Below are 20,449 nucleotides of genomic sequence, written 5' to 3' on the forward strand. Positions count from 1 at the left end.
AATTCGTCACCAATAAGACCTTAGCGACTTAAGCCAACAGGGGTTATTTTACCCCGTAAACTCAAAAAAGCGGCTTTAATCTATCCTACGAAGAGAATTACTCAATTATCAAAGTATTAAAAGCCCCAAACGATAAACTAAAATCTAACTAACCGCACAAAAAATAGTCTCAGCTCACAAAAGCCTACAATTTACAGTCCCACATGATTGTATCGACCCGAAACCTCAGGTAATCTGCTTTCCTATTATGAGACACTGATGATAAGCGCTGGTTTGACAACGAGTGCCAGCCTTTTCATCAAGAGCAACTGTGGTAACTTCGTAAAAATCGCTTACCAGTCCCAATAGATTATGTCGGATGATAATTATTATTAATGGCAACTCACGACGCTCAATCTAAAACGCCGTCTTACGCCCCCAAGAGCAAGACTCAAGCGGCGAAAAAAGACAGCGCGCCTCGGCATCGAAACGCCACCACTACGCCTGAAATGCGACTATTTATCCAGCAATCGGATCTGAGCGTCAGCCAGCTGGCAAAAATTTTAAATATTACTGAGGCAACAGTCCGTAAATGGCGGAAGCGTGAGTCCATTAGTAACAGTTCGAACACGCCCCATCACCTCAATACCACGCTCACGCCGATGGAAGAATATGTGGTGGTGGGATTACGCTATCAACTAAAACTCACCTTAGATAGATTACTTCAGGTCACCCAAACCTTTATTAATCCCAATGTGTCGCGCTCCGGCCTTGCCCGTTGCTTAAAGCGCTACGGCATATCGCGGCTCGATGAATTTGAAGCACCGCAAGTCCCCGAACGCTATTTTAATCAATTGCCTGTGACTCAAGGCAGCGATATCCAAACCTATACGGTCAATCCAGAAACCTTGGCTAAGGCGCTCGCATTGCCGAGTACCGACGGCAATACTGTAGTGCAAGTGGTGTCACTCACCATACCGCCGCAGCTTACTGAGCAAGCTCCAAGCTCAGTACTATTAGGCGTAGACACAGCAAGTGATTGGATTTACCTCGATATTTATCAAGACAGCAATACCCAAGCGACCAATAGATATATCGCCTATGTCCTCAGACATGGGCCGTTTCATTTACGAAAGTTGCTCGTTCGCAACTATCACACCTTCTTAGCCCGTTTTCCCGGTGCCCATGGCACGCCAAAGACAAGCGCGGCTGAATCCCAAAACAAGGTCACCGTATCCAGGTCGACCCGTGGAGACTCTTTATGAGCCATACCCCTTCTGTACCTAATTCTGCGACTGAGTCAAAAAAAGATAAACGACTCAACAAACGTTTGAAAGATATGCCCGTTGCCATCGTCGGCATGGCCAGCATCTTCGCTAACTCGCGTTATTTAAATAAATTTTGGGATTTGATTAGCGAAAAAATCGATGCCATTACTGATATCCCAGACACCCATTGGCGCGCTGAAGATTACTACGATGCCGACAAAAGCAAAGCTGATAAAAGCTACTGTAAACGCGGTGGTTTTTTGCCTGAAGTCGACTTTAATCCCATGGAATTTGGTCTGCCGCCCAATATTCTTGAGCTAACAGATACCTCGCAACTGCTGTCGCTGATTGTCGCCAAAGAAGTGCTCGCCGATGCCAATCTGCCCACCGATTACGATCGCGATCGTATTGGCATCACGCTGGGCGTGGGCGGTGGTCAAAAAATCAGTCAGAGCTTGAACTCGCGCCTGCAATATCCAGTGCTTAAAAAAGTATTCAAAAGCAGCGGACTGAGCGATGAAGACAGCGAAATGCTGATCAAAAAGTTCCAAGACCAATATATCCACTGGGAAGAAAACTCTTTCCCAGGGTCCTTAGGCAACGTGATTGCAGGCCGTATCGCCAACCGTTTTGATTTTGGCGGCATGAACTGTGTGGTCGATGCTGCCTGTGCGGGCTCGCTGGCCGCTATGCGTATGGCGTTGACGGAACTGACCGAAGGTCGCAGCGACATGATGTTAACCGGCGGTGTCTGTACTGACAACTCGCCGTCCATGTACATGAGCTTCTCAAAAACGCCAGCCTTCACCACTAACGAAACCATTCAACCCTTTGATATCGATTCTAAAGGCATGATGATCGGCGAAGGTATTGGCATGGTCGCGCTTAAGCGCCTTGAAGATGCCGAGCGCGATGGCGACCGAATTTATGCCGTCATCAAAGGCGTTGGCGCCTCATCGGACGGTAAGTTTAAGAGTATTTATGCACCGCGCCCTGAAGGCCAAGCTAAAGCATTGGAGCGCGCTTACGACGATGCAGGTTTTGCCCCGCACAGCATTGGCTTAGTTGAAGCCCACGGCACGGGTACTGCCGCGGGTGATGTGGCTGAATTTAATGGCTTAAAATCGGTATTTGCCCAAGGCAACGACACCAATCAGCATATCGCGTTAGGTTCAGTGAAATCCCAAGTGGGCCACACTAAATCAACTGCGGGTACTGCCGGGGTGATCAAAGCCGCGCTAGCGCTGCACCACAAGGTATTACCTGCGACCATTAACGTTAGCAAGCCTAATCCAAAACTGAATATCGAAAGTTCGCCATTCTATTTAAATACCGAAACTCGCCCATGGTTCCAGCGCGCCGATGCAACGCCGCGCCGTGCAGGTGTAAGCTCCTTTGGTTTTGGCGGCACGAACTTCCATCTTGTATTAGAAGAATACAAACCTGAGCACAGCCGCGATGAGCAATATCGTCAGCGCAGTGTGCCGCAAACGCTATTGTTTGCCGCCGCCAATAAAGCCGCGCTGCTTAGCGAGTTAAAAGCTGCGCTGAGCCAAAGCGTGAACACGAGCGCAAACGCGAATAAGAGCAGCGCTGCGAGCCTGAATGCTATCGCTCAGCAATATCCGCTGCGCACACTGGCAAGCACAGATGCCCGTTTAGGTTTTGTGGCTAAGGATATCGCTCAGCTGCAAGCTCAGTTAAATCAAGCCATCTCTCATCTAGAAAGCAGTGCGCATTTAGAAAGCGGGCACCTAGAAAGTAATGCCAACGAGGCGTGGCAATTACCTTCTGGTATCAGCTACCGCTCTCATGCCTTAGTGGCCAAGAGTGAATCAAAGAAAGTAGCCGCCCTGTTTGCCGGTCAAGGTTCACAGTACCTGAACATGGGCCGCGAACTCGCCTGCCATTTCCCGGAAATGCGCCAACAAGTGACGGCCAGCGATAAGGTATTTGCTCACCACGGCCAAACACCGTTATCCAACATCCTTTACCCTATTCCAGCATTCGATGCCGATGCGGTGAAAACCCAAGAAGCGGCGCTGACCAATACTATGTTCGCTCAAAGCGCCATAGGCGCGGTTTCAATGGCGCAATATTCGCTATTAACGCAAGCGGGTTTTGCCCCCGATATGGTGGCAGGCCACAGCTTTGGTGAACTGTCAGCCCTTTGCGCGGCAGGCGTGATTTCCAATGATGATTACGTCGAACTGGCCTTCGCCCGCGGACATGCCATGGCGCAAGTGCCGAGCGATACCGCGAGTAAAGCAGCAGACTTAGGGACTCAAGTTGATTTAGGAACCATGTTCGCCATCATTCTTAAGCAAAAGAATGATATCGATGCGCTCAATAGCTGTTTAGCCCAGTTTGATGGCGTTAAAATTGCCAACTACAACGCGCCGACACAATTAGTCATCGCAGGTGGCACAGAGCAAACTCAGCTGGCCGCGAAAGCCATTAGCGAACTGGGCTTTAAAGCGATTGCCCTGCCTGTCTCAGGCGCGTTCCATACTCCATTGGTTGGACACGCACAAAAACCCTTTGCCAAAGCCATTGATAAAGCAAAATTTAGCGCACCAAAAGTAATGCTTTATGCCAACAGCACAGGTCAATTGCACCCAACCGATGGCAAAGCGATTAAAGCAGAATTCAAACAACACATGCTGCAATCGGTTCGCTTTAGCGAACAACTGCAGGCCATGTATGACGCTGGCGCCCGTGTTTTTGTTGAGTTTGGCCCTAAGAACATACTGCAAAAGTTAGTTGAAAATACCTTAGGTGAACACTTAAATGAGCTTTGCCTTGTCAGCATGAACCCTAATCCTAAGGGCGACAGTGACAGTCAATTACGCTTAGCCGCAGTACAACTCGCGGTAGCCGGTGTGGCGTTAACTGAGGTTGACCCCTATCAAGCCGTCACGTCACAAGAGATTGCCGAGCGTGAAGCGCCATCGGCGATGAACATCAAACTCACCGCCACTAACCATATTAGTGCTGCGACCAAAGCTAAGATGGCCAAATCCCTCGCCACAGGCAGCGTGACTAGCCAAGTGCAATATGTGGATCGCATCGTTGAAACGGTTGTCGAAAAAGAAGTCGAAAAAATTGTTGAGAAAGAAGTCATCGTCGAAAAAGTTGTTGAGAAAATAATAGAAGTGGAAGCGAATCAAGTGGCAGCTGTTGAAATGAAACAAAAATCCTCAAGCGTGACGCAAGGCTTAAACAATCACCAGCAGCAAGCGACGGCGCAGTTAAGCCCAAGCACACCAAACGTCAGCGGCGATGCATTAACGGCATTTTTCAGCGCACAATCTCAAGCGGCGCAGTTGCATCAACAGTTTTTAGCTATCCCGCAGCAATACGGCGATACCTTCACGACACTGATGACTGAACAAGCCAAGATGGCAAGCCTTGGCATTGCAATCCCTGAAAGCCTGCAACGCTCGATGGAAATGTTCCACCAGCATCAAGCGCAAACCCTGCAAAGCCACGCCGAATTTATGCAACTGCAAAGCAGTAGCAGCCAAGCGGCCTTGGCCATGCTAAACAATGCGCCGATTAACTTTACTCCAGCAGTTGCAAGTCAGCCACGAGCAACTGCGCCGGCTCCTGCACCTGTTGCTGCAACGACAATGCCACATAATGCTGCACCAGTAGCGGCTCAAGCTGTTGCGACGAGACCCGCGGTTAGCACACCTGTTGCGCCTGTTGTGCAAACCGCTCCCGTTGCTTATTCACCTGCTGTGACTGTACAAGTTGCGCCAGCAGCTCCTGCCGCTCCTGCATTAGTCATGCCTGCTGTAGTGATGCCAGAAGTGACACCTGCGGCACCAGCAACGAGCGGCTTAAGTGCTGCACTTGTTCAACAAACCATGATGGCTGTGGTTGCCGATAAAACAGGCTACCCCACTGAAATGCTGGAACTTGGCATGGATATGGAAGCCGATTTAGGTATCGACTCCATCAAGCGCGTTGAAATCTTAGGCACAGTGCAAGACGAACTGCCGGGCTTACCTGAACTCAGCCCAGAGGATCTGGCCGAGTGTCGTACCTTAGGTGAAATCGTTGACTACATGCAAAGTAAGCTTACACAAAATGACAAGCTTCCAGCAGTGGGTTCAATTATCGTAACGCCTATTACTGCTGCAAATGTGGCAACTCAAGTGGCAACAGCCGCACCTGCCGTTAACGGTTTAAGCGCTGCGTTAGTACAACAAACCATGATGGCTGTGGTGGCTGACAAGACAGGCTATCCGACTGAAATGCTGGAGCTCAGCATGGATATGGAAGCCGATTTAGGTATAGATTCGATTAAGCGCGTTGAAATCTTAGGCACAGTGCAAGACGAGCTACCGGGCTTACCCGAACTTAGCCCAGAGGATCTCGCCGAGTGTCGCACCTTAGGTGAAATCGTAAGCTATATGAATAGCAAATTACCTGCAGCGGGAGCTATTGCTTCGACAGCAGCGCCAGTTGCGCAAACCATTGCAGTTCCTGCATCTAACGGCTTAAGTGCTGCTCTTGTTCAACAAACCATGATGGCTGTGGTGGCCGACAAGACAGGCTACCCCACTGAAATGCTAGAGCTTGGCATGGATATGGAAGCCGATCTCGGTATCGACTCCATCAAGCGCGTTGAAATCTTAGGCACAGTGCAAGACGAGCTACCGGGCTTACCCGAACTTAGCCCAGAGGATCTCGCCGAGTGTCGCACCTTAGGTGAAATCGTAAGCTATATGAATAGCAAATTACCTGCAGCGGGAGCTATTGCTTTGACAGCAGCGCCAGTTGCGCAAACCATTGCAGTTCCTGCATCTAACGGCTTAAGTGCTGCTCTTGTTCAACAAACCATGATGGCTGTGGTGGCCGACAAGACGGGCTACCCCACTGAAATGCTGGAGCTCAGCATGGACATGGAAGCCGATCTCGGTATCGATTCCATCAAGCGCGTTGAAATCTTAGGTACAGTGCAAGACGAACTGCCGGGCTTACCTGAACTCAATCCTGAAGATCTGGCCGAGTGTCGCACCTTAGGTGAAATCGTTGAACTCTTTTCGAAAGAAATAGGGAACAGCAAACTACCTGCGGTTGGCTCGGTTTCAGCTACAACAGCAGCGCAAGTCACTGTTACCGCTACAACAAATAACGGCTTAAGTGCTGAAAAAGTCCAACGAACCATGATGTCAGTAGTGGCCGACAAGACGGGCTACCCCACTGAAATGCTAGAACTCAGCATGGATATGGAAGCCGATCTAGGTATCGATTCCATCAAGCGCGTTGAAATTTTAGGCACAGTGCAAGACGAGCTACCGGGTTTGCCTGAACTCAATCCTGAAGATCTGGCCGAGTGTCGCACCTTAGGTGAAATCGTTGCACTCTTTTCGAAAGAAATAGGGCAAAGCAAGCTAGGCCAAAACGCGGTAAGCCAGAATGCCGCGCCAATTAGCGCTGTCGTTCAGCCTGAACCTACTATCGATTTGCCACCACATGATTTACCACCCCATAGCGAGGTAGTGCTAAAAAAGTTGCCAGCGGCGGCTGAGCTAACGCAGCAATCAGCACAAAAAGCTCTGCCACGTGTTTTTGCTAAAGATGCCTGCATTATCATTAGCGATGATGGTCACAATGCTGGCGTACTTGCCGAGAAATTGCATGCTCAAGGTCTAACGGTTGCGGTTGTGCGCTCGCCAGAAAGCCTTGTAGCCAGTGCATCACCGCTCAATAGCCACATTGCCAGCTTCACATTGGCGGCGATTGACGATACCAGCATCAGCGCAGTGATTAATGAGATCAAAAGCTTAGGTACAGTTGCAGGCTTTATTCATCTGCAACCACAACATAAAACCTCAGCCGATGCGAAAGGTTTAGTGTTGTCCAGTGCCGCCAAAGCGTCGGTCGAGCAAGCGTTCTTGTTCGCCAAACACTTACAACCGCTTTTAACAACAGCAGCAACGGCAAATACTGATAGCAGCTTTATCAGCGTCAGTCGTATCGACGGTGGTTTTGGTTATCTTAACCACAGCCAAATTGCCCGCAGCGAGTTAAACCAAGCGGCATTAGCAGGTCTGACGAAAACCTTGAGCCACGAGTGGCCAAGCGTGCATTGCCGCGCCTTAGATATCGCGCCAGCACTTGATGCCAAACAACTGGCCAATGCGGTCATCGCTGAGTTATTTGCAACCGATAAGCTATTAGAAGTCGGTGTGAGTGAAGCAGGCGCAACAGAAACGCTGGCACGCGTAACCTTAGTTGCAGGCAAGGCAGATACCCGCCACAGCGCAGCTAACTTGACCAATGCAGATAAAATACTGGTGACTGGCGGCGCAAAAGGCGTGACCTTTGAATGTGCCTTGAGTCTGGCAAAACGCAGCAAGGCGCACTTTATCCTTGCTGGCAGAAGCAGCCAACAAGCCATTCCTGCTTGGGCACAGGGTAAGAATAACAGTGAACTTAAAGCCGCTGCCATTGCCCATATTCAAAGCTTGGGTGAGAAACCCACCCCAAAACAAGTGGATGCCTTAGTATGGCCAGTTCAAAGCAGCCAAGAAATTGCAGCAGCACTGCAAGCCTTTACCGCAGTAGGCGCGAGTGCCGAGTACTTAAGCCTCGATGTTAACAATCCAGACGCGATCGCCAGCACGATAGTGCCGATCACCGAGTTATCACCTATTACCGGCATCATTCATGGTGCGGGCGTACTCGCCGATAAACACATTCAAGACAAGACCTTAGATGAATTAGCACGGGTGTATGGCACTAAGGTCACAGGCATTAGCAATCTGCTTGCCGCACTGGATTTAGATAAAGTAAAACTGATCGCCCTGTTCTCTTCGGCGGCGGGTTTTTACGGCAATACCGGCCAAAGCGATTACGCTATGTCCAACGACATACTCAACAAAGCCGCACTGCAACTGGCGCAGCAACTGCCAAATGCCAAAGTGATGAGCTTCGATTGGGGTCCGTGGGATGGCGGCATGGTGAATCCTGCGCTGAAAAAGATGTTTATGGATCGCGGTGTTTATGTGATCCCGCTAAAGGCGGGTGCTGAGTTATTTGCGAGCCAATTACTGAGCAATACAGGCGCACAATTGCTGGTCGGTACTGACATGCAAGGCAGCGCACCTCATGACGACACGCCTAACGAAGTACAAGAAACTGAAGGTAGTAATCTAAAAAAGCCTGAAGCGGATCTGACCACTGACGCGTCGGATCCGCATGCTTTGCTTAACGCTTTAAATCCAAGCGCTGTAAATATAAGCGCTGTAAATATAAGCGCTGTAAAACTGCAGCGCACACTGGACCCTAAGGCAATGATCTTTATTGAAGATCATTGCATTAACGGTAATCCCGTATTACCGACTGTGTGCGCGATTCAGTGGATGCGTGAAGCCGCCTTTGATGTGCTCAAGCAGCCTGTCAAAGTGCAAAGCTACAAGCTGTTGAAGGGCATTATTTTCGACACTGCCGTGTTACAAAATGGAGCGTTAGAAAGTGCAGCCCCCATCACGCTAGAACTTGAGCTTGCACCGATTGCGTTAACGGATAAAGCCGCGAAAGACACAGACGAGTACTTGAGTGGACAATTCAGTGCCTTAATCAGCTTTGAAGGTCGTCCGCAATATCAGGCCATCCTAGTCGTTGATGATACTGTTGATGACGCGGCTAACGATTACTTAGCCACTAACAGCAAAGCAACCGCCTTTGACGCGCATAGCTTGGCAGGACTTTCTGCCATCACAACCGCAAGCAGCCTTTACAGCGACGGCACGCTTTTCCACGGCCCAAGACTGCAAGGTATTGAGTCTGTGGTGAAGTTTGACGATGCGAGCTTAGTCGCCAAGGTAAGTCTTCCCCATGTTGCGTTAGCGGACTGCGGGAGTTTTGTGCCCAATCTGGCCCCTAAAGGCTCACAAGCCTTTGCGGAAGATTTGTTGCTGCAGGCGATGCTGGTGTGGGCGAGACTCAAATATGGTGCGGCGAGTTTGCCATCAAGCATTGGTGAGTTTATCTCCCATGCGCCGTTTGCCTTTGGCGATAAAGGCTATCTAGTGCTCGAGGTGGTAAAACACTCTGGCCGTGCCCTTGAAGCCAATATTGCGCTGTATCATCAAGATGGCCGCTTGAGCTGCGAGATGAACAACGCCAAAGTCACCATCAGCAAAAACCTCAACGGTGCATTCTTAGCCAATAAAGTTGCTGCTAATCAAACCGCTGCGAATAAAGCCATTGAAAGCGTGGAGGCAAAAGTCGAGTGAACTTAGCCCACCCTTTAGCAACGACCCATAGCGGCCAAACTGAAACGTCGATAGCTGACACAGCTAATGCCGACAAGGCTATTGCAGACACGGTTATTACTGAAAAGCTTGCCAAGCCACTGCGTATTGCAGTGTTGCTTGGCGATGCCGTCAACCTTGACTCTCACTCAGCCCAAGTATTAGGCACGTTTGCGGAACGTGAAAGAGTTCAGATTTGCGCTGCCAATGCCAACCAATCGACAGTACATAGGCCGACAGCTCATGAACCAAAAGAGCATGAACCGTCAGTGCATGAGCAAAGGTCGCTCACTGCCTTGTTAGGCCAAGCAACAACAGCTATTGAGCAAGGCAAGCTCGTTGAACTTAAATTCAATGATGGCAATCGGCCCCTGTCTCTGTATTTGCTCGATGGTTTACGCGCCGCCAAACTGCGCCTTCACGCCCACGCGTTTATTGCTGGTTTTGCCGCTGGCAATGAGACTACAGGTGTTACAAATGTGGCAGTTGAAAATGCGGCGACTGTTGCTAATGCGGCATTAGCGGCAGCAAAGCGCAGCCCAGCTCAAACCGTTCAACATCAGACTGTCGCCAACACTCTCAACGAGGCATTTGTTGCGCTACGCCAAGGTGTAACCGCACTCGCCGCGCGAACACAATCGCCGCTTAAAGGCACTACTGATATAAAACAGACAAACAACACCAATCATCAAGCTGGCTATTGGTTTAGCGACCAACATCAAGCGCGGGTGTTGTGTCTAAATCTTGTAGCAAAGACGTCACATCAAGCGGATGAGTCTCGAAATCTAAGCCAGAGCCTAGTGCTGACCCAAGGCACACAACTTGCCGCGCCCAAAGCCCTTGTCGATGAAAACAGGCTGTTTGTGCCGATAAGCGCTGACAATATTGATGATCTCATCGCGCAAATATTGCAGATAGTTAACACAGTAGAAAATGGTGCGGGCACTCTGGAAAATAGCACGGACTTTAGCGCGGAATATCTCAAACCTTGGTTTGAACGCTATGATGCCAACGCACCACTAGCATTAGTCTTAATGGCTGCATCGATTGATGACCTCAGACTTGAAGCCAAAGCCATGCTTACGGCGCTTGAAAGTGATGCTATTCATCATCACGGTCAACACTTTAAGACCCCAGCGGGCAGCTGCTTTACCGCTAAGCCGCTAGGGGATGCGGGACTCACCTTTGTATATCCCGGCGTTGGCACGGTTTACGCCAATATGTTCAATAACTTGCATGAGTATTTCCCCGCGCTGTATCACCAACTGGAGCGTGAAGGCGATTTAAGCGCCATGCTGCAATCTCCGCTGATATATGCGGCAGATGTTAAAACCGCGGCTGGCATGAACCTAAGTCAGCAAGCGATTAGTGGCGTGGGTGCCAGTTATCTATTCACTAAACTGTTGACCCAAGTCTTTAATATTAAGCCTAAAATGGCGCTCGGTTACTCAATGGGCGAAGCGGCCATGTGGGCCAGCCTAGATGTGTGGCAAACGCCCCACGGGATGATCAATGCCACTGAAAATAGCGATATTTTCAACCATGCCATTTCTGGCGAGCTAACCGCAGTGCGCCGAGCATGGCAGCTTAAGGATGATGAATCCATAGTGTGGAACAGCTTTGTGGTGCGCGCCGATAGCAACGAAATCAAAGCATTACTGCCAGAGTTCCCTCGCGCCTACTTAGCCATCATTCAAGGTGATACCTGCGTCATTGCAGGTTGCGAAACAAGCTGCAAAGCCCTGCTTGCAAAGTTAGGTAAGCGCGGGATTGCCGCCAATCGAGTCACGGCCATGCATACCGCACCAGCTATGTTAGTCCATGGGCAAGTACAAGATTTCTATACTCAAGCGCTAAAACCTGAGGCGCTGAAAGCGGCGGCGCAAGATCTGCCTATTCGCTTTATCAGCGCAGCGCAAACTGCGCCAGTAACCCTTGATAGCCACAGCATTGGCCGCGCGATTGCCGATACCTTTTGTTCGCCGCTCGACTTTAGTGCGCTCATTCAAAATGCCACTGAGCAAGGCGCAAGGCTGTTTGTCGAAGTGGGCGCCGATAGGCAAACCAGCACACTCATAGATAAAATCAGCCACGCCCACGCAAGCCAAAGCACTGCGAACGCGGCGACAGCCGCCATTGCTTGCAATGCCAAAGGTGCTGACGCGATCACCAGCTTACTCAAGTGTTTAGCTCAGCTGATAAGCCACAGAGTACCGCTTTCGCTCGCGCCGCTCATTCAGCCACTAAGTGCTAACGCAGCCCCTTTATCATCAGCAGCATTACCAGAAGGAGAACCCCAGTGAGTTCTCAGCATTCCCCTACGATTGATAAAACTACCGTACCTACCATTGCGTCAAACCGCGCATCAAACAGTGCGCCAAAAATCGCGATCGTCGGTCTCGCGACTCAGTATCCTGACGCCGATAATCCGCAAACCTTCTGGCAAAATCTGTTGGATAAAAAAGACTCTCGCACCCAAATCAGTCGCGAAAAGCTCAATGCTAATCCCGCCGATTACCAAGGTGTGCAGGGTCAGTCTGACCGTTTTTACTGTGATAAAGGCGGCTACATCCAACACTTCCAGTTTGATGCCAAAGGTTATCAACTGCCTGAGTCTGCCTTTGACGGTTTAGATGAAAGCTTTTTATGGGCACTCGATTGCAGTCGCAAAGCCCTCCAAGACGCAGGGATTGCACAAAGCGATGCCGTACTGGCGCGCACAGGTATCGTGATGGGAACCTTGTCGTTCCCCACTGCCCGCTCCAACGAACTGTTTTTGCCTCTGTATCATCAAACCGTTGAAAAGGCGCTGCAAAACAAACTTAACCAAAGCGCTTTTCAACTGGCTGATTTTAACCAAGCTCACGCTGGAGAAGCGTTAAACGTCGAGCAAGCATTAAACGTCGCCAATGGCGCCGTTGCCCACACAGCCTCAAAGCTGGTCAGCGATGCACTCGGTTTAGGTGGCACTCAGTTAAGTCTGGACGCCGCCTGCGCCAGCTCGGTTTACGCACTTAAACTCGCCTGCGATTACCTGACCACAGGCAAGGCCGATATGATGCTTGCGGGCGCAGTATCGGGCGCAGATCCCTTCTTTATCAACATGGGATTCTCGATTTTCCACGCCTACCCAGACCATGGTATTTCGGCGCCCTTTGATAGCAACAGCAAGGGCTTATTCGCCGGAGAAGGCGCAGGGGTTTTAGTCTTAAAACGCTTAGAAGATGCCGAGCGCGATGGCGATAACATCTATGCCGTCGTTAGCGGCATTGGTTTGTCGAACGACGGTAAAGGCCAGTTTGTATTAAGCCCCAACAGCAAGGGCCAAGTGCAAGCCTTCGAGCGCGCCTATAGTGCCGCAAACACACTGCCCGCCAATATCGAAGTGATTGAATGCCATGCCACAGGCACGCCGCTTGGGGATAAGGTCGAACTCGCTTCGATGGAACGCTTTTTTGAGGACAAACTCGCGGGCTCAGCAGTGCCGCTGATCGGTTCGGCAAAATCCAACTTAGGCCATTTACTCACAGCCGCGGGCATGCCGGGGATCATGAAGATGATTTTTGCCATGCGCTCGGGTCGACTGCCGCCAAGTATTAACTTATCAGCGCCGATATCCTCGCCTAAGGGCTTATTTAGCGCTAAAAATCTACCGACAGAACTGCATGCTTGGCCCGATAAAGCCGGCAATGACCGCCGCCACGCGGGTGTTTCTGTGTTTGGTTTTGGCGGCTGTAACGCGCATTTATTGCTGGAATCCTATGCTGCCAATACAAACAAAAAGAATGAACAAGCCGCAGCCACAGCCACAGTAAGTTACCAGCATACGCCATTAAATATCATTGGCTTAGCATCACACTTCGGGCCTTTATCCTCCATAAATGCACTGGATAACACGATTCATACTCGGCAACATGCCTTTATCCCGCTGCCCACTAAACGTTGGAAAGGCTTAGATAAACATCCTGAGATTTTAGCTAACTTTGGCTTGCTTTCTGTACCGCAAGGCGCATATATCGACCAGTTCGATTTTGACTTCCTGCGTTTTAAGGTGCCGCCCAATGAGGATGACCGCCTGATCTCCCAGCAACTGCTGCTGATCAAAGTGGCCGATGAAGCGATCCGTGATGCCAACTTAAAGCCCGGTGGCAAGGTTGCTGTATTAGTGGCGATGGAAACTGAACTGGAATTACACCAGTTCCGTGGCCGCGTAAATCTACACACTCAACTGGCAGACAGCCTTAAAAAACAAGGGATAACACTCTCGCATGAGGAATATCTAGCCCTTGAAAAAATCGCCATGGACAGTGTGCTCGATGCCGCCAAACTGAATCAATACACCAGTTTTATTGGCAATATCATGGCGTCACGCATCGCATCCCTTTGGGACTTTAACGGCCCTGCCTTTACCATTTCGGCGGCGGAGCAATCGGTCGCCCGCTGTATCGATGTGGCCGAAAACCTGTTATCCCAAGAATCCTTAGATGCCGTAGTGATCGCCGCCGTCGATTTAAGTGGCAGCCTTGAGCAAGTGATCCTCAAAAACGCCGTATCGCCAGTGGCATTTACTGCCACTGACACAGGCTGGAAAGTTGGTGAAGGTGCAGGCGCATTAGTGCTCACGACAACACAATCAAGTGCAGCCCAGCCAAGCACTGCCGCTGACAATGCCAATAGCAACAACTATGGCGACTGTTATGGTCACATCAGCGGCCAAGTATTTGGCGCGATTTGTGACATACAAGGTAATAGCAACACAGCGCGCATTTGCGATGACTTGCTAACCCAAGCCAAGGTGAATAGCAGCCAGATTAGCTTGATTGAAACCAGTATTGCAGTTGAGCAACTCAGCCTTCCAGAGTTGGTACTCAATACCCTGTTGCCGAGTGTGAACCAGCGCAGCCAAGCCGCTGATACCCTAGGCCACAACTTTGCCGCTGCGGGAATGGCGAGTATTTTGAGCGCGCTGCTTCAGCTTAAAAATCAGGTGCAGCTTAAAAATCAAGCGCAACTTAACAAGCATTCTTCTCAAGCTCAGCAGCACGCGCTCGTTGCCACGTTTAGCCAAGGTAAATGCTCGCAGTTACTGCTCAGCCAAAGTGCCACGCAAGCATACAATTTGCAGCAAAGGCTAGATCAAGACTTAACGCTTTCTGAGCAAAAACACTTAATAAAACAAGTGACACTCGGTGGCCGCGATATCTATCAGCATATCCTTGATACGCCGCTCGCAGGCCTTGATGCTATACAACAAAAAGCCCGAGCCATGACGGCATTGCCAGCGCACAGCCAACGCAAACATTTGGCCCCAATAGCGAGCAAAGACACGAGTGGCTTTGCAACAAGCAGCCCAACCACGGCTCTACAAAAAGAGACATTAAGCAGCATGCCAATTAATGCCCTAAGTACACCCAATAACAACGCCGCTCAAGCAGAGCTAAAAGACGCTGCATTTATACGTAATCAGCAACTCGCCCGTGAAGCACATCTAGCCTTTTTACAAAGCCGTGCTGAAGGCTTGAAACTAGCCGATGCCTTGATGAAAGCCCAGCTTGCCAGCGAGTTAGCCGTCAATGACCAAGTTGCGCCGCTACAACAGCAAGCCATCGTTCAGGCGCCAGCGTATGCATCAGCTCATACACCTGAGCTAGCTCCAGTTGTTAACTCAGAGGCAAACCCAGCTGCGCTTTATCCAAACCATGCAAAAGTGCCTCTGTACACGCCGCCAACACCGATAAGCAAGCCTTGCATTTGGGATTATGCGGATTTAGTCGAGTACGCCGAAGGTAATATCGCTAACGTCTTTGGCCAAGATTACGCCATTATCGACAGCTATTCTCGCCGTGTACGCCTGCCAACCACAGACTATTTACTGGTATCTCGGGTAACGAAATTAAACGCCCAGATGAACCAATATCAGCCTTGCACCATGACCACAGAATACGACATTCCTGTGGACGCGCCGTATTTGGTCGATGGCCAAATCCCGTGGGCCGTGGCCGTTGAATCGGGTCAATGCGACTTAATGCTGATCAGCTACTTAGGTATCGACTTTGAAAATAAAGGCGAGCGCGTTTATCGTCTGCTCGATTGCACCCTGACCTTCCTTGGCGACTTACCGCGCGGTGGCGACACCCTGCGCTACGACATTTCCATCAATCACTTTGCCCGCAATGGCGATACCTTGTTGTTCTTCTTCTCCTACGAATGTTTCGTGGGCGACAAGCTGATCCTGAAAATGGATGGCGGCTGTGCCGGCTTCTTCACCGACAAGGAACTCGCCGACGGCAAAGGCGTTATTCACACCGAAGCCGAAATCAAAGCGCGCAACCTTGCCTTGAATAATCCGAATAAGCCGCGCTTTAATCCGTTACTGAACTGCGCGCAAAACCAATTTGATTACAGCCAAATCCATAAACTGCTCGGCGCGGATATCGGTGGCTGTTTTGGCGGTGCACACGCGGCGCATCAAGCCCAATATGGTTTGCAGCCCTCTTTATGTTTTGCATCTGAAAAATTCCTGATGATTGAACAGGTCAGCAATCTTGAGGTGCATGGCGGCGCGTGGGGCTTAGGTTCAGTTCAAGGCCATAAGCAGCTCGAAGCCGATCATTGGTATTTCCCATGTCATTTCAAGGGCGACCAAGTGATGGCGGGCTCGTTAATGGCCGAAGGCTGTGGTCAATTACTGCAATTCTTTATGCTGCACATTGGAATGCACCTCGGTGTTAAAGATGGTCGTTTCCAACCGCTCGAAAACGCATCACAAAAAGTGCGCTGTCGCGGTCAGGTTTTGCCGCAATCTGGCCTGCTCACCTATCGCATGGAAATCACCGAAATAGGTATGAGCCCGCGCCCGTATGCTAAGGCGAATATCGATATTCTGCTTAACGGCAAAGTGGTGGTGGATTTCCAAAACCTTGGGGTGATGATCAAAGAAGAAGCCGAATGCACCCGCTACCTCGCGGATAATCATGCCAGCACAGCTAACAATACAACTAAAAATGTAGCTAAAAATACTGCTTCGGCTGCGCCGCTGGTTTCAACAACACCCGTATCATTAGCTGCGCCGCTGATGGCGCAGCTGCCAGATTTAACTGCACCAACCAATAAAGGCGTAGTGCCGCTTAAGCATGTGTCTGCGCCGATTGCGCCAGCGGATTCAAAGTACGCTAACCGCGTGCCCGATACCCTGCCGTTCACGCCGTATCACATGTTCGAATTTGCCACTGGCGATATCGAAAACTGCTTCGGCCCTGATTTCAGCATCTATCGCGGTCTTATTCCACCGCGCACGCCTTGCGGTGATTTGCAGCTCACGACTCGCGTCATTGCAATTGACGGCAAACGCGGCGAGCTGAAAAAGCCCTCTTCGTGTATCGCTGAATACGAAGTGCCCGCAAACGCTTGGTATTACGACAAAAATAGCCATCAAGCCGTGATGCCCTATTCTGTGCTGATGGAAATATCACTGCAGCCAAACGGCTTTATCTCAGGCTATATGGGCACCACCTTGGGCTTCCCCGGCCAAGAGCTGTTTTTCCGCAACTTAGACGGTAGCGGTAAGCTGCTGCGCCATGTGGATTTACGCGGTAAAACCATAGTGAACGACTCACGTCTGTTATCGACTGTGATTGCTGGCAGTAACATTATCCAGAATTTTAGCTTCGAATTAAGCTGCGATGGAGAGCCTTTCTACCAAGGTAAAGCGGTATTTGGTTACTTCAAGGGCGAAGCGCTGAAAAACCAACTCGGCATAGACAACGGCAAAACCACACAGCCTTGGCATGTGCAAAATGGTATAGCCGCCGATAGCCAAATCAATCTGTTAGATAAACAGCATCGCAGCTTTAACGCGCCAGAAGGTCAGCCGCATTACCGTTTAGCGGGCGGTCAGCTTAACTTTATCGACAAGGCTGAAATCGTGAAAGCTGGCGGTAAAGCGGGCCTTGGCTATTTGTACGCCGAGCGCACCATTGACCCGAGTGATTGGTTCTTCCAATTCCACTTCCATCAAGATCCGGTAATGCCAGGCTCATTAGGGGTTGAAGCGATTATCGAGCTGATGCAAACCTATGCGATTGACCAAGACCTTGGTGCGGGCTTTAAGAGTCCAAAATTCGGCCAGATATTATCGGATATCAAATGGAAGTATCGCGGCCAAATCAACCCATTAAACAAGCAGATGTCACTGGATGTACACATTACCAGCGTGACAGACGACAATGGCAAACGCATCATTATGGGCGATGCCAACTTGAGTAAAGATGGTCTGCGGATTTATGAAGTCAAAGATATCGCCATCTGTATTGAAGAAGCCTAATGCGGTAAATTCTATTTATTGAATCACTTAAAAATAATCCTGCCGCTGCGTTGGCTTTTTACACCCGAACTTTTTACTCAAGTAATAACAACGCAGTAGCAATAAAAACGAGACCCAAGATGACTAGCCATACTCTAGATCAATTCAATAGTAATAACGAAAAACTCAGCCCTTGGCCGTGGCAAGTCAACGATGCAGAGCTGAGCTTTGATATCGACTCATTAGGCAAAAAACTCAAAGATTTAAGCCAAGCCTGTTACTTAGTCAATCACAGTGAAAAAGGCTTAGGCATAGCGCAAACGGCTGAAGTGACCACCAGTGACAGCCAAGCGCCATTGGGCTCACATCCTGTCAGCGCCTTTGCCCCTGCCCTTGGCACCCAAAGTTTAGGCGACAGTAATTTTCGCCGCGTCCACGGTGTCAAATACGCTTACTACGCCGGCGCGATGGCCAACGGTATTGCCTCCGAAGAACTGGTTATCGCCCTAGGCCAAGCGGGCATTTTGTGCTCATTTGGCGCGGCGGGGTTAATTCCATCCCGCGTTGAAGCGGCCATTACCCGCATTCAAGCGGCGCTACCCAATGGTCCCTACGCCTTTAATTTAATTCACAGCCCAAGCGAGCCCGCATTAGAGCGCGGCAGTGTTGAGTTGTTCTTAAAACATAAAGTGCGCACGGTCGAAGCCTCGGCATTTTTAGGTTTAACGCCGCAAATCGTCTATTACCGCGCGGCGGGTTTGAGCCGCGACGAACATGGCGACATCGTCATTGGCAACAAAGTCATCGCCAAAATCAGCCGTACCGAAGTCGCGACTAAGTTTATGGAGCCCGCGCCAGCCAAAATCCTCCAGCAATTAGTGAGTGACGGCCTTATCAGCCAAGACCAAATGGCGATGGCGCAACTTGTGCCAATGGCAGACGACATCACAGCCGAAGCCGACTCAGGCGGCCATACCGACAATCGCCCATTGGTCACGCTATTACCGACGATTTTGGCGCTCAAAGATGAAATCCAAGCTAAGTATCAATACAAGACACCCATCCGCGTGGGTGCTGGCGGCGGCGTCGGTACACCCGATGCAGCATTAGCCACCTTCAACATGGGCGCGGCGTTTATCGTCACAGGTTCTATCAACCAAGCTTGCGTCGAAGCGGGCGCGAGTGAACACACCCGTAAGTTACTCGCCACCACAGAAATGGCCGATGTAACTATGGCGCCTGCCGCCGATATGTTCGAAATGGGCGTGAAATTACAAGTGGTTAAGCGCGGCACTCTGTTCCCAATGCGCGCCAATAAGCTGTATGAAATCTATACCCGTTACGATTCAATTGATGCCATCCCTGCGGACGAGCGTAAAAAACTCGAAGAGCAAGTGTTCCGTTCATCACTCGATGATATTTGGGCGGGCACAGTCGCCCACTTTAACGAGCGCGATCCTAAGCAAATCGAGCGCGCACTGGATAACCCAAAACGTAAGATGGCGTTGATTTTCCGCTGGTATTTGGGTCTGTCTAGCCGCTGGTCGAACACAGGTGAAGTCGGCCGCGAAATGGATTACCAAATTTGGGCAGGCCCAGCGCTCGGCGCATTTAATGCGTGGGCCAAAGGCAGTTATTTAGATGACTATAAGGCCCGTAATGCGGTGGATTTAGCCAAACATTTAATGGTAGGCGCAGCGTATCAATCCCGGATTAACCTGCTGTTATCCCAAGGCGCGAGCATTCCGGTCACACTACTACGCTGGAAACCGCTGAATCGTTTTTAAACGCTAGCAGCAGACAGTCTTACTAAAAGCCAACACTTATAACAATGTCGGCTTTTTAATAAACGTTATTTATTAAGAGGCTATACTTTTAAATAGGCTGTATTTTAATGGGATTATGCATGATGTTATTTGGGGCGTTTTACGACTGAAACTCTTACCGAAGGTTAGGTAAAAATTGCCTACCCCCTCCCCACTTCATGGCCTACACACACTGATGTGAATTTTAAAATACAAATAAAATCAAGTAGTTAATGCCACGCGTAAAAGTTGGCACTAAGATAGCAATATAACCATTACCATTAACCAGTCGCCATTAACCTTCAAATGATACAAAAGGTCAGATGCAGGATTAATACAAGGGCAAGGAGGTTTATATGTTAGGTTGGACATTGATATTTCTAATTGTTGCACTAATTGCAGGTGTATTTGGATTCACCGGTATTGCGGGCGCCGCAGCTGGGATCGCAAAAATCATTTTCTTTTTGTTTATTGTATTACTCGTGATTTCACTGCTGATCAACGCCTTTAAAGGTAAAGGACCGCGACTTTAATTTTAATTTTTTAGAAAGGAGAATAGATATGAAACCATTTACCCTGATGAGCACCGCAGCACTAACATTATTTCTTGCTTTAGGTTTATCCGCTTGTAGTGATAACAAAGCCGAAAATGCGGGTGAAAAAATTGATGAAGCGATTACCGATGCAGGTAACGCTATCGAAGATGCCTGTGAAGATGTTAAAGAAGGCGTTAATGCTAAAGATAAAAAGTGCTAATAGCCGTTAAGTTTAAGGGTGGTAATAGATAAATCTATTACCACCCTTTTTGATCCGCCTGAACCG

At 49.8% G+C, this 20,449-nt stretch carries 7 protein-coding genes; all 7 read left to right on the top strand.

The features are described from left to right. Positions 1 to 374 precede the first annotated feature (374 nt). The 7 genes from ACRN9H_RS10170 to ACRN9H_RS10200 all read left to right on the top strand — a co-directional run bounded on the left by ACRN9H_RS10170 (position 375) and on the right by ACRN9H_RS10200 (position 20,383). On the top strand, positions 375 to 1,244 hold the full coding sequence (locus tag ACRN9H_RS10170) for a transcriptional regulator (RefSeq protein ID WP_432313554.1): 870 nt from the start codon (positions 375 to 377) through the stop codon (positions 1,242 to 1,244). Then, on the top strand, positions 1,241 to 9,502 hold the full coding sequence (locus tag ACRN9H_RS10175; RefSeq protein WP_432313555.1) for an SDR family NAD(P)-dependent oxidoreductase: 8,262 nt from the start codon (positions 1,241 to 1,243) through the stop codon (positions 9,500 to 9,502). The genes ACRN9H_RS10170 and ACRN9H_RS10175 overlap by 4 nt, the downstream gene beginning before the upstream one ends. Beyond that, positions 9,499 to 11,823 carry a PfaB family protein gene (locus tag ACRN9H_RS10180; RefSeq protein WP_432313556.1) on the top strand — a complete coding sequence of 775 codons (2,325 nt, stop codon included), beginning with the start codon at positions 9,499 to 9,501 and terminating at the stop codon, positions 11,821 to 11,823. Before ACRN9H_RS10175 ends, ACRN9H_RS10180 begins: the two co-directional genes overlap by 4 nt. Then, positions 11,820 to 17,843, top strand: a complete 6,024-nt coding sequence (locus ACRN9H_RS10185) for a beta-ketoacyl synthase N-terminal-like domain-containing protein (RefSeq protein WP_432313557.1) — start codon at positions 11,820 to 11,822, stop codon at positions 17,841 to 17,843. The genes ACRN9H_RS10180 and ACRN9H_RS10185 overlap by 4 nt, the downstream gene beginning before the upstream one ends. 119 nt (positions 17,844 to 17,962) lie before the next feature. Further along, positions 17,963 to 19,609: an eicosapentaenoate synthase subunit PfaD gene (gene pfaD, locus ACRN9H_RS10190; RefSeq protein ID WP_432313558.1), complete on the top strand. Its 1,647-nt coding sequence runs from the start codon at positions 17,963 to 17,965 to the stop codon at positions 19,607 to 19,609. 374 nt (positions 19,610 to 19,983) lie between these two features. Beyond that, positions 19,984 to 20,160 carry a DUF1328 domain-containing protein gene (locus tag ACRN9H_RS10195; RefSeq protein WP_076496813.1) on the top strand — a complete coding sequence of 59 codons (177 nt, stop codon included), beginning with the start codon at positions 19,984 to 19,986 and terminating at the stop codon, positions 20,158 to 20,160. Between the two features lie 28 nt (positions 20,161 to 20,188). Further along, positions 20,189 to 20,383 (top strand): hypothetical protein, encoded by a 195-nt coding sequence (locus ACRN9H_RS10200; protein ID WP_432313559.1) that lies wholly within the window; start codon positions 20,189 to 20,191, stop codon positions 20,381 to 20,383. The last annotated feature ends 66 nt before the right edge of the window (positions 20,384 to 20,449 follow it).

Source organism: Shewanella sp. MF08487, assembly GCF_050848685.1.
In the GTDB taxonomy this organism is placed as follows: Bacteria; Pseudomonadota; Gammaproteobacteria; order Enterobacterales; family Shewanellaceae; genus Shewanella; species Shewanella glacialipiscicola.

Bases quoted from the DNA above. Each gene is read 5' to 3' on its own strand.
- ACRN9H_RS10170 (WP_432313554.1), top strand. From the start codon at position 375: ATGGCAACTCACGACGCTCAATCTAAAACGCCGTCTTACGCCCCCAAG.
- ACRN9H_RS10175 (WP_432313555.1), top strand. From the start codon at position 1,241: ATGAGCCATACCCCTTCTGTACCTAATTCTGCGACTGAGTCAAAAAAA.
- pfaD (WP_432313558.1), top strand. From the start codon at position 17,963: ATGACTAGCCATACTCTAGATCAATTCAATAGTAATAACGAAAAACTC.
- ACRN9H_RS10195 (WP_076496813.1), top strand. From the start codon at position 19,984: ATGTTAGGTTGGACATTGATATTTCTAATTGTTGCACTAATTGCAGGT.
- ACRN9H_RS10200 (WP_432313559.1), top strand. From the start codon at position 20,189: ATGAAACCATTTACCCTGATGAGCACCGCAGCACTAACATTATTTCTT.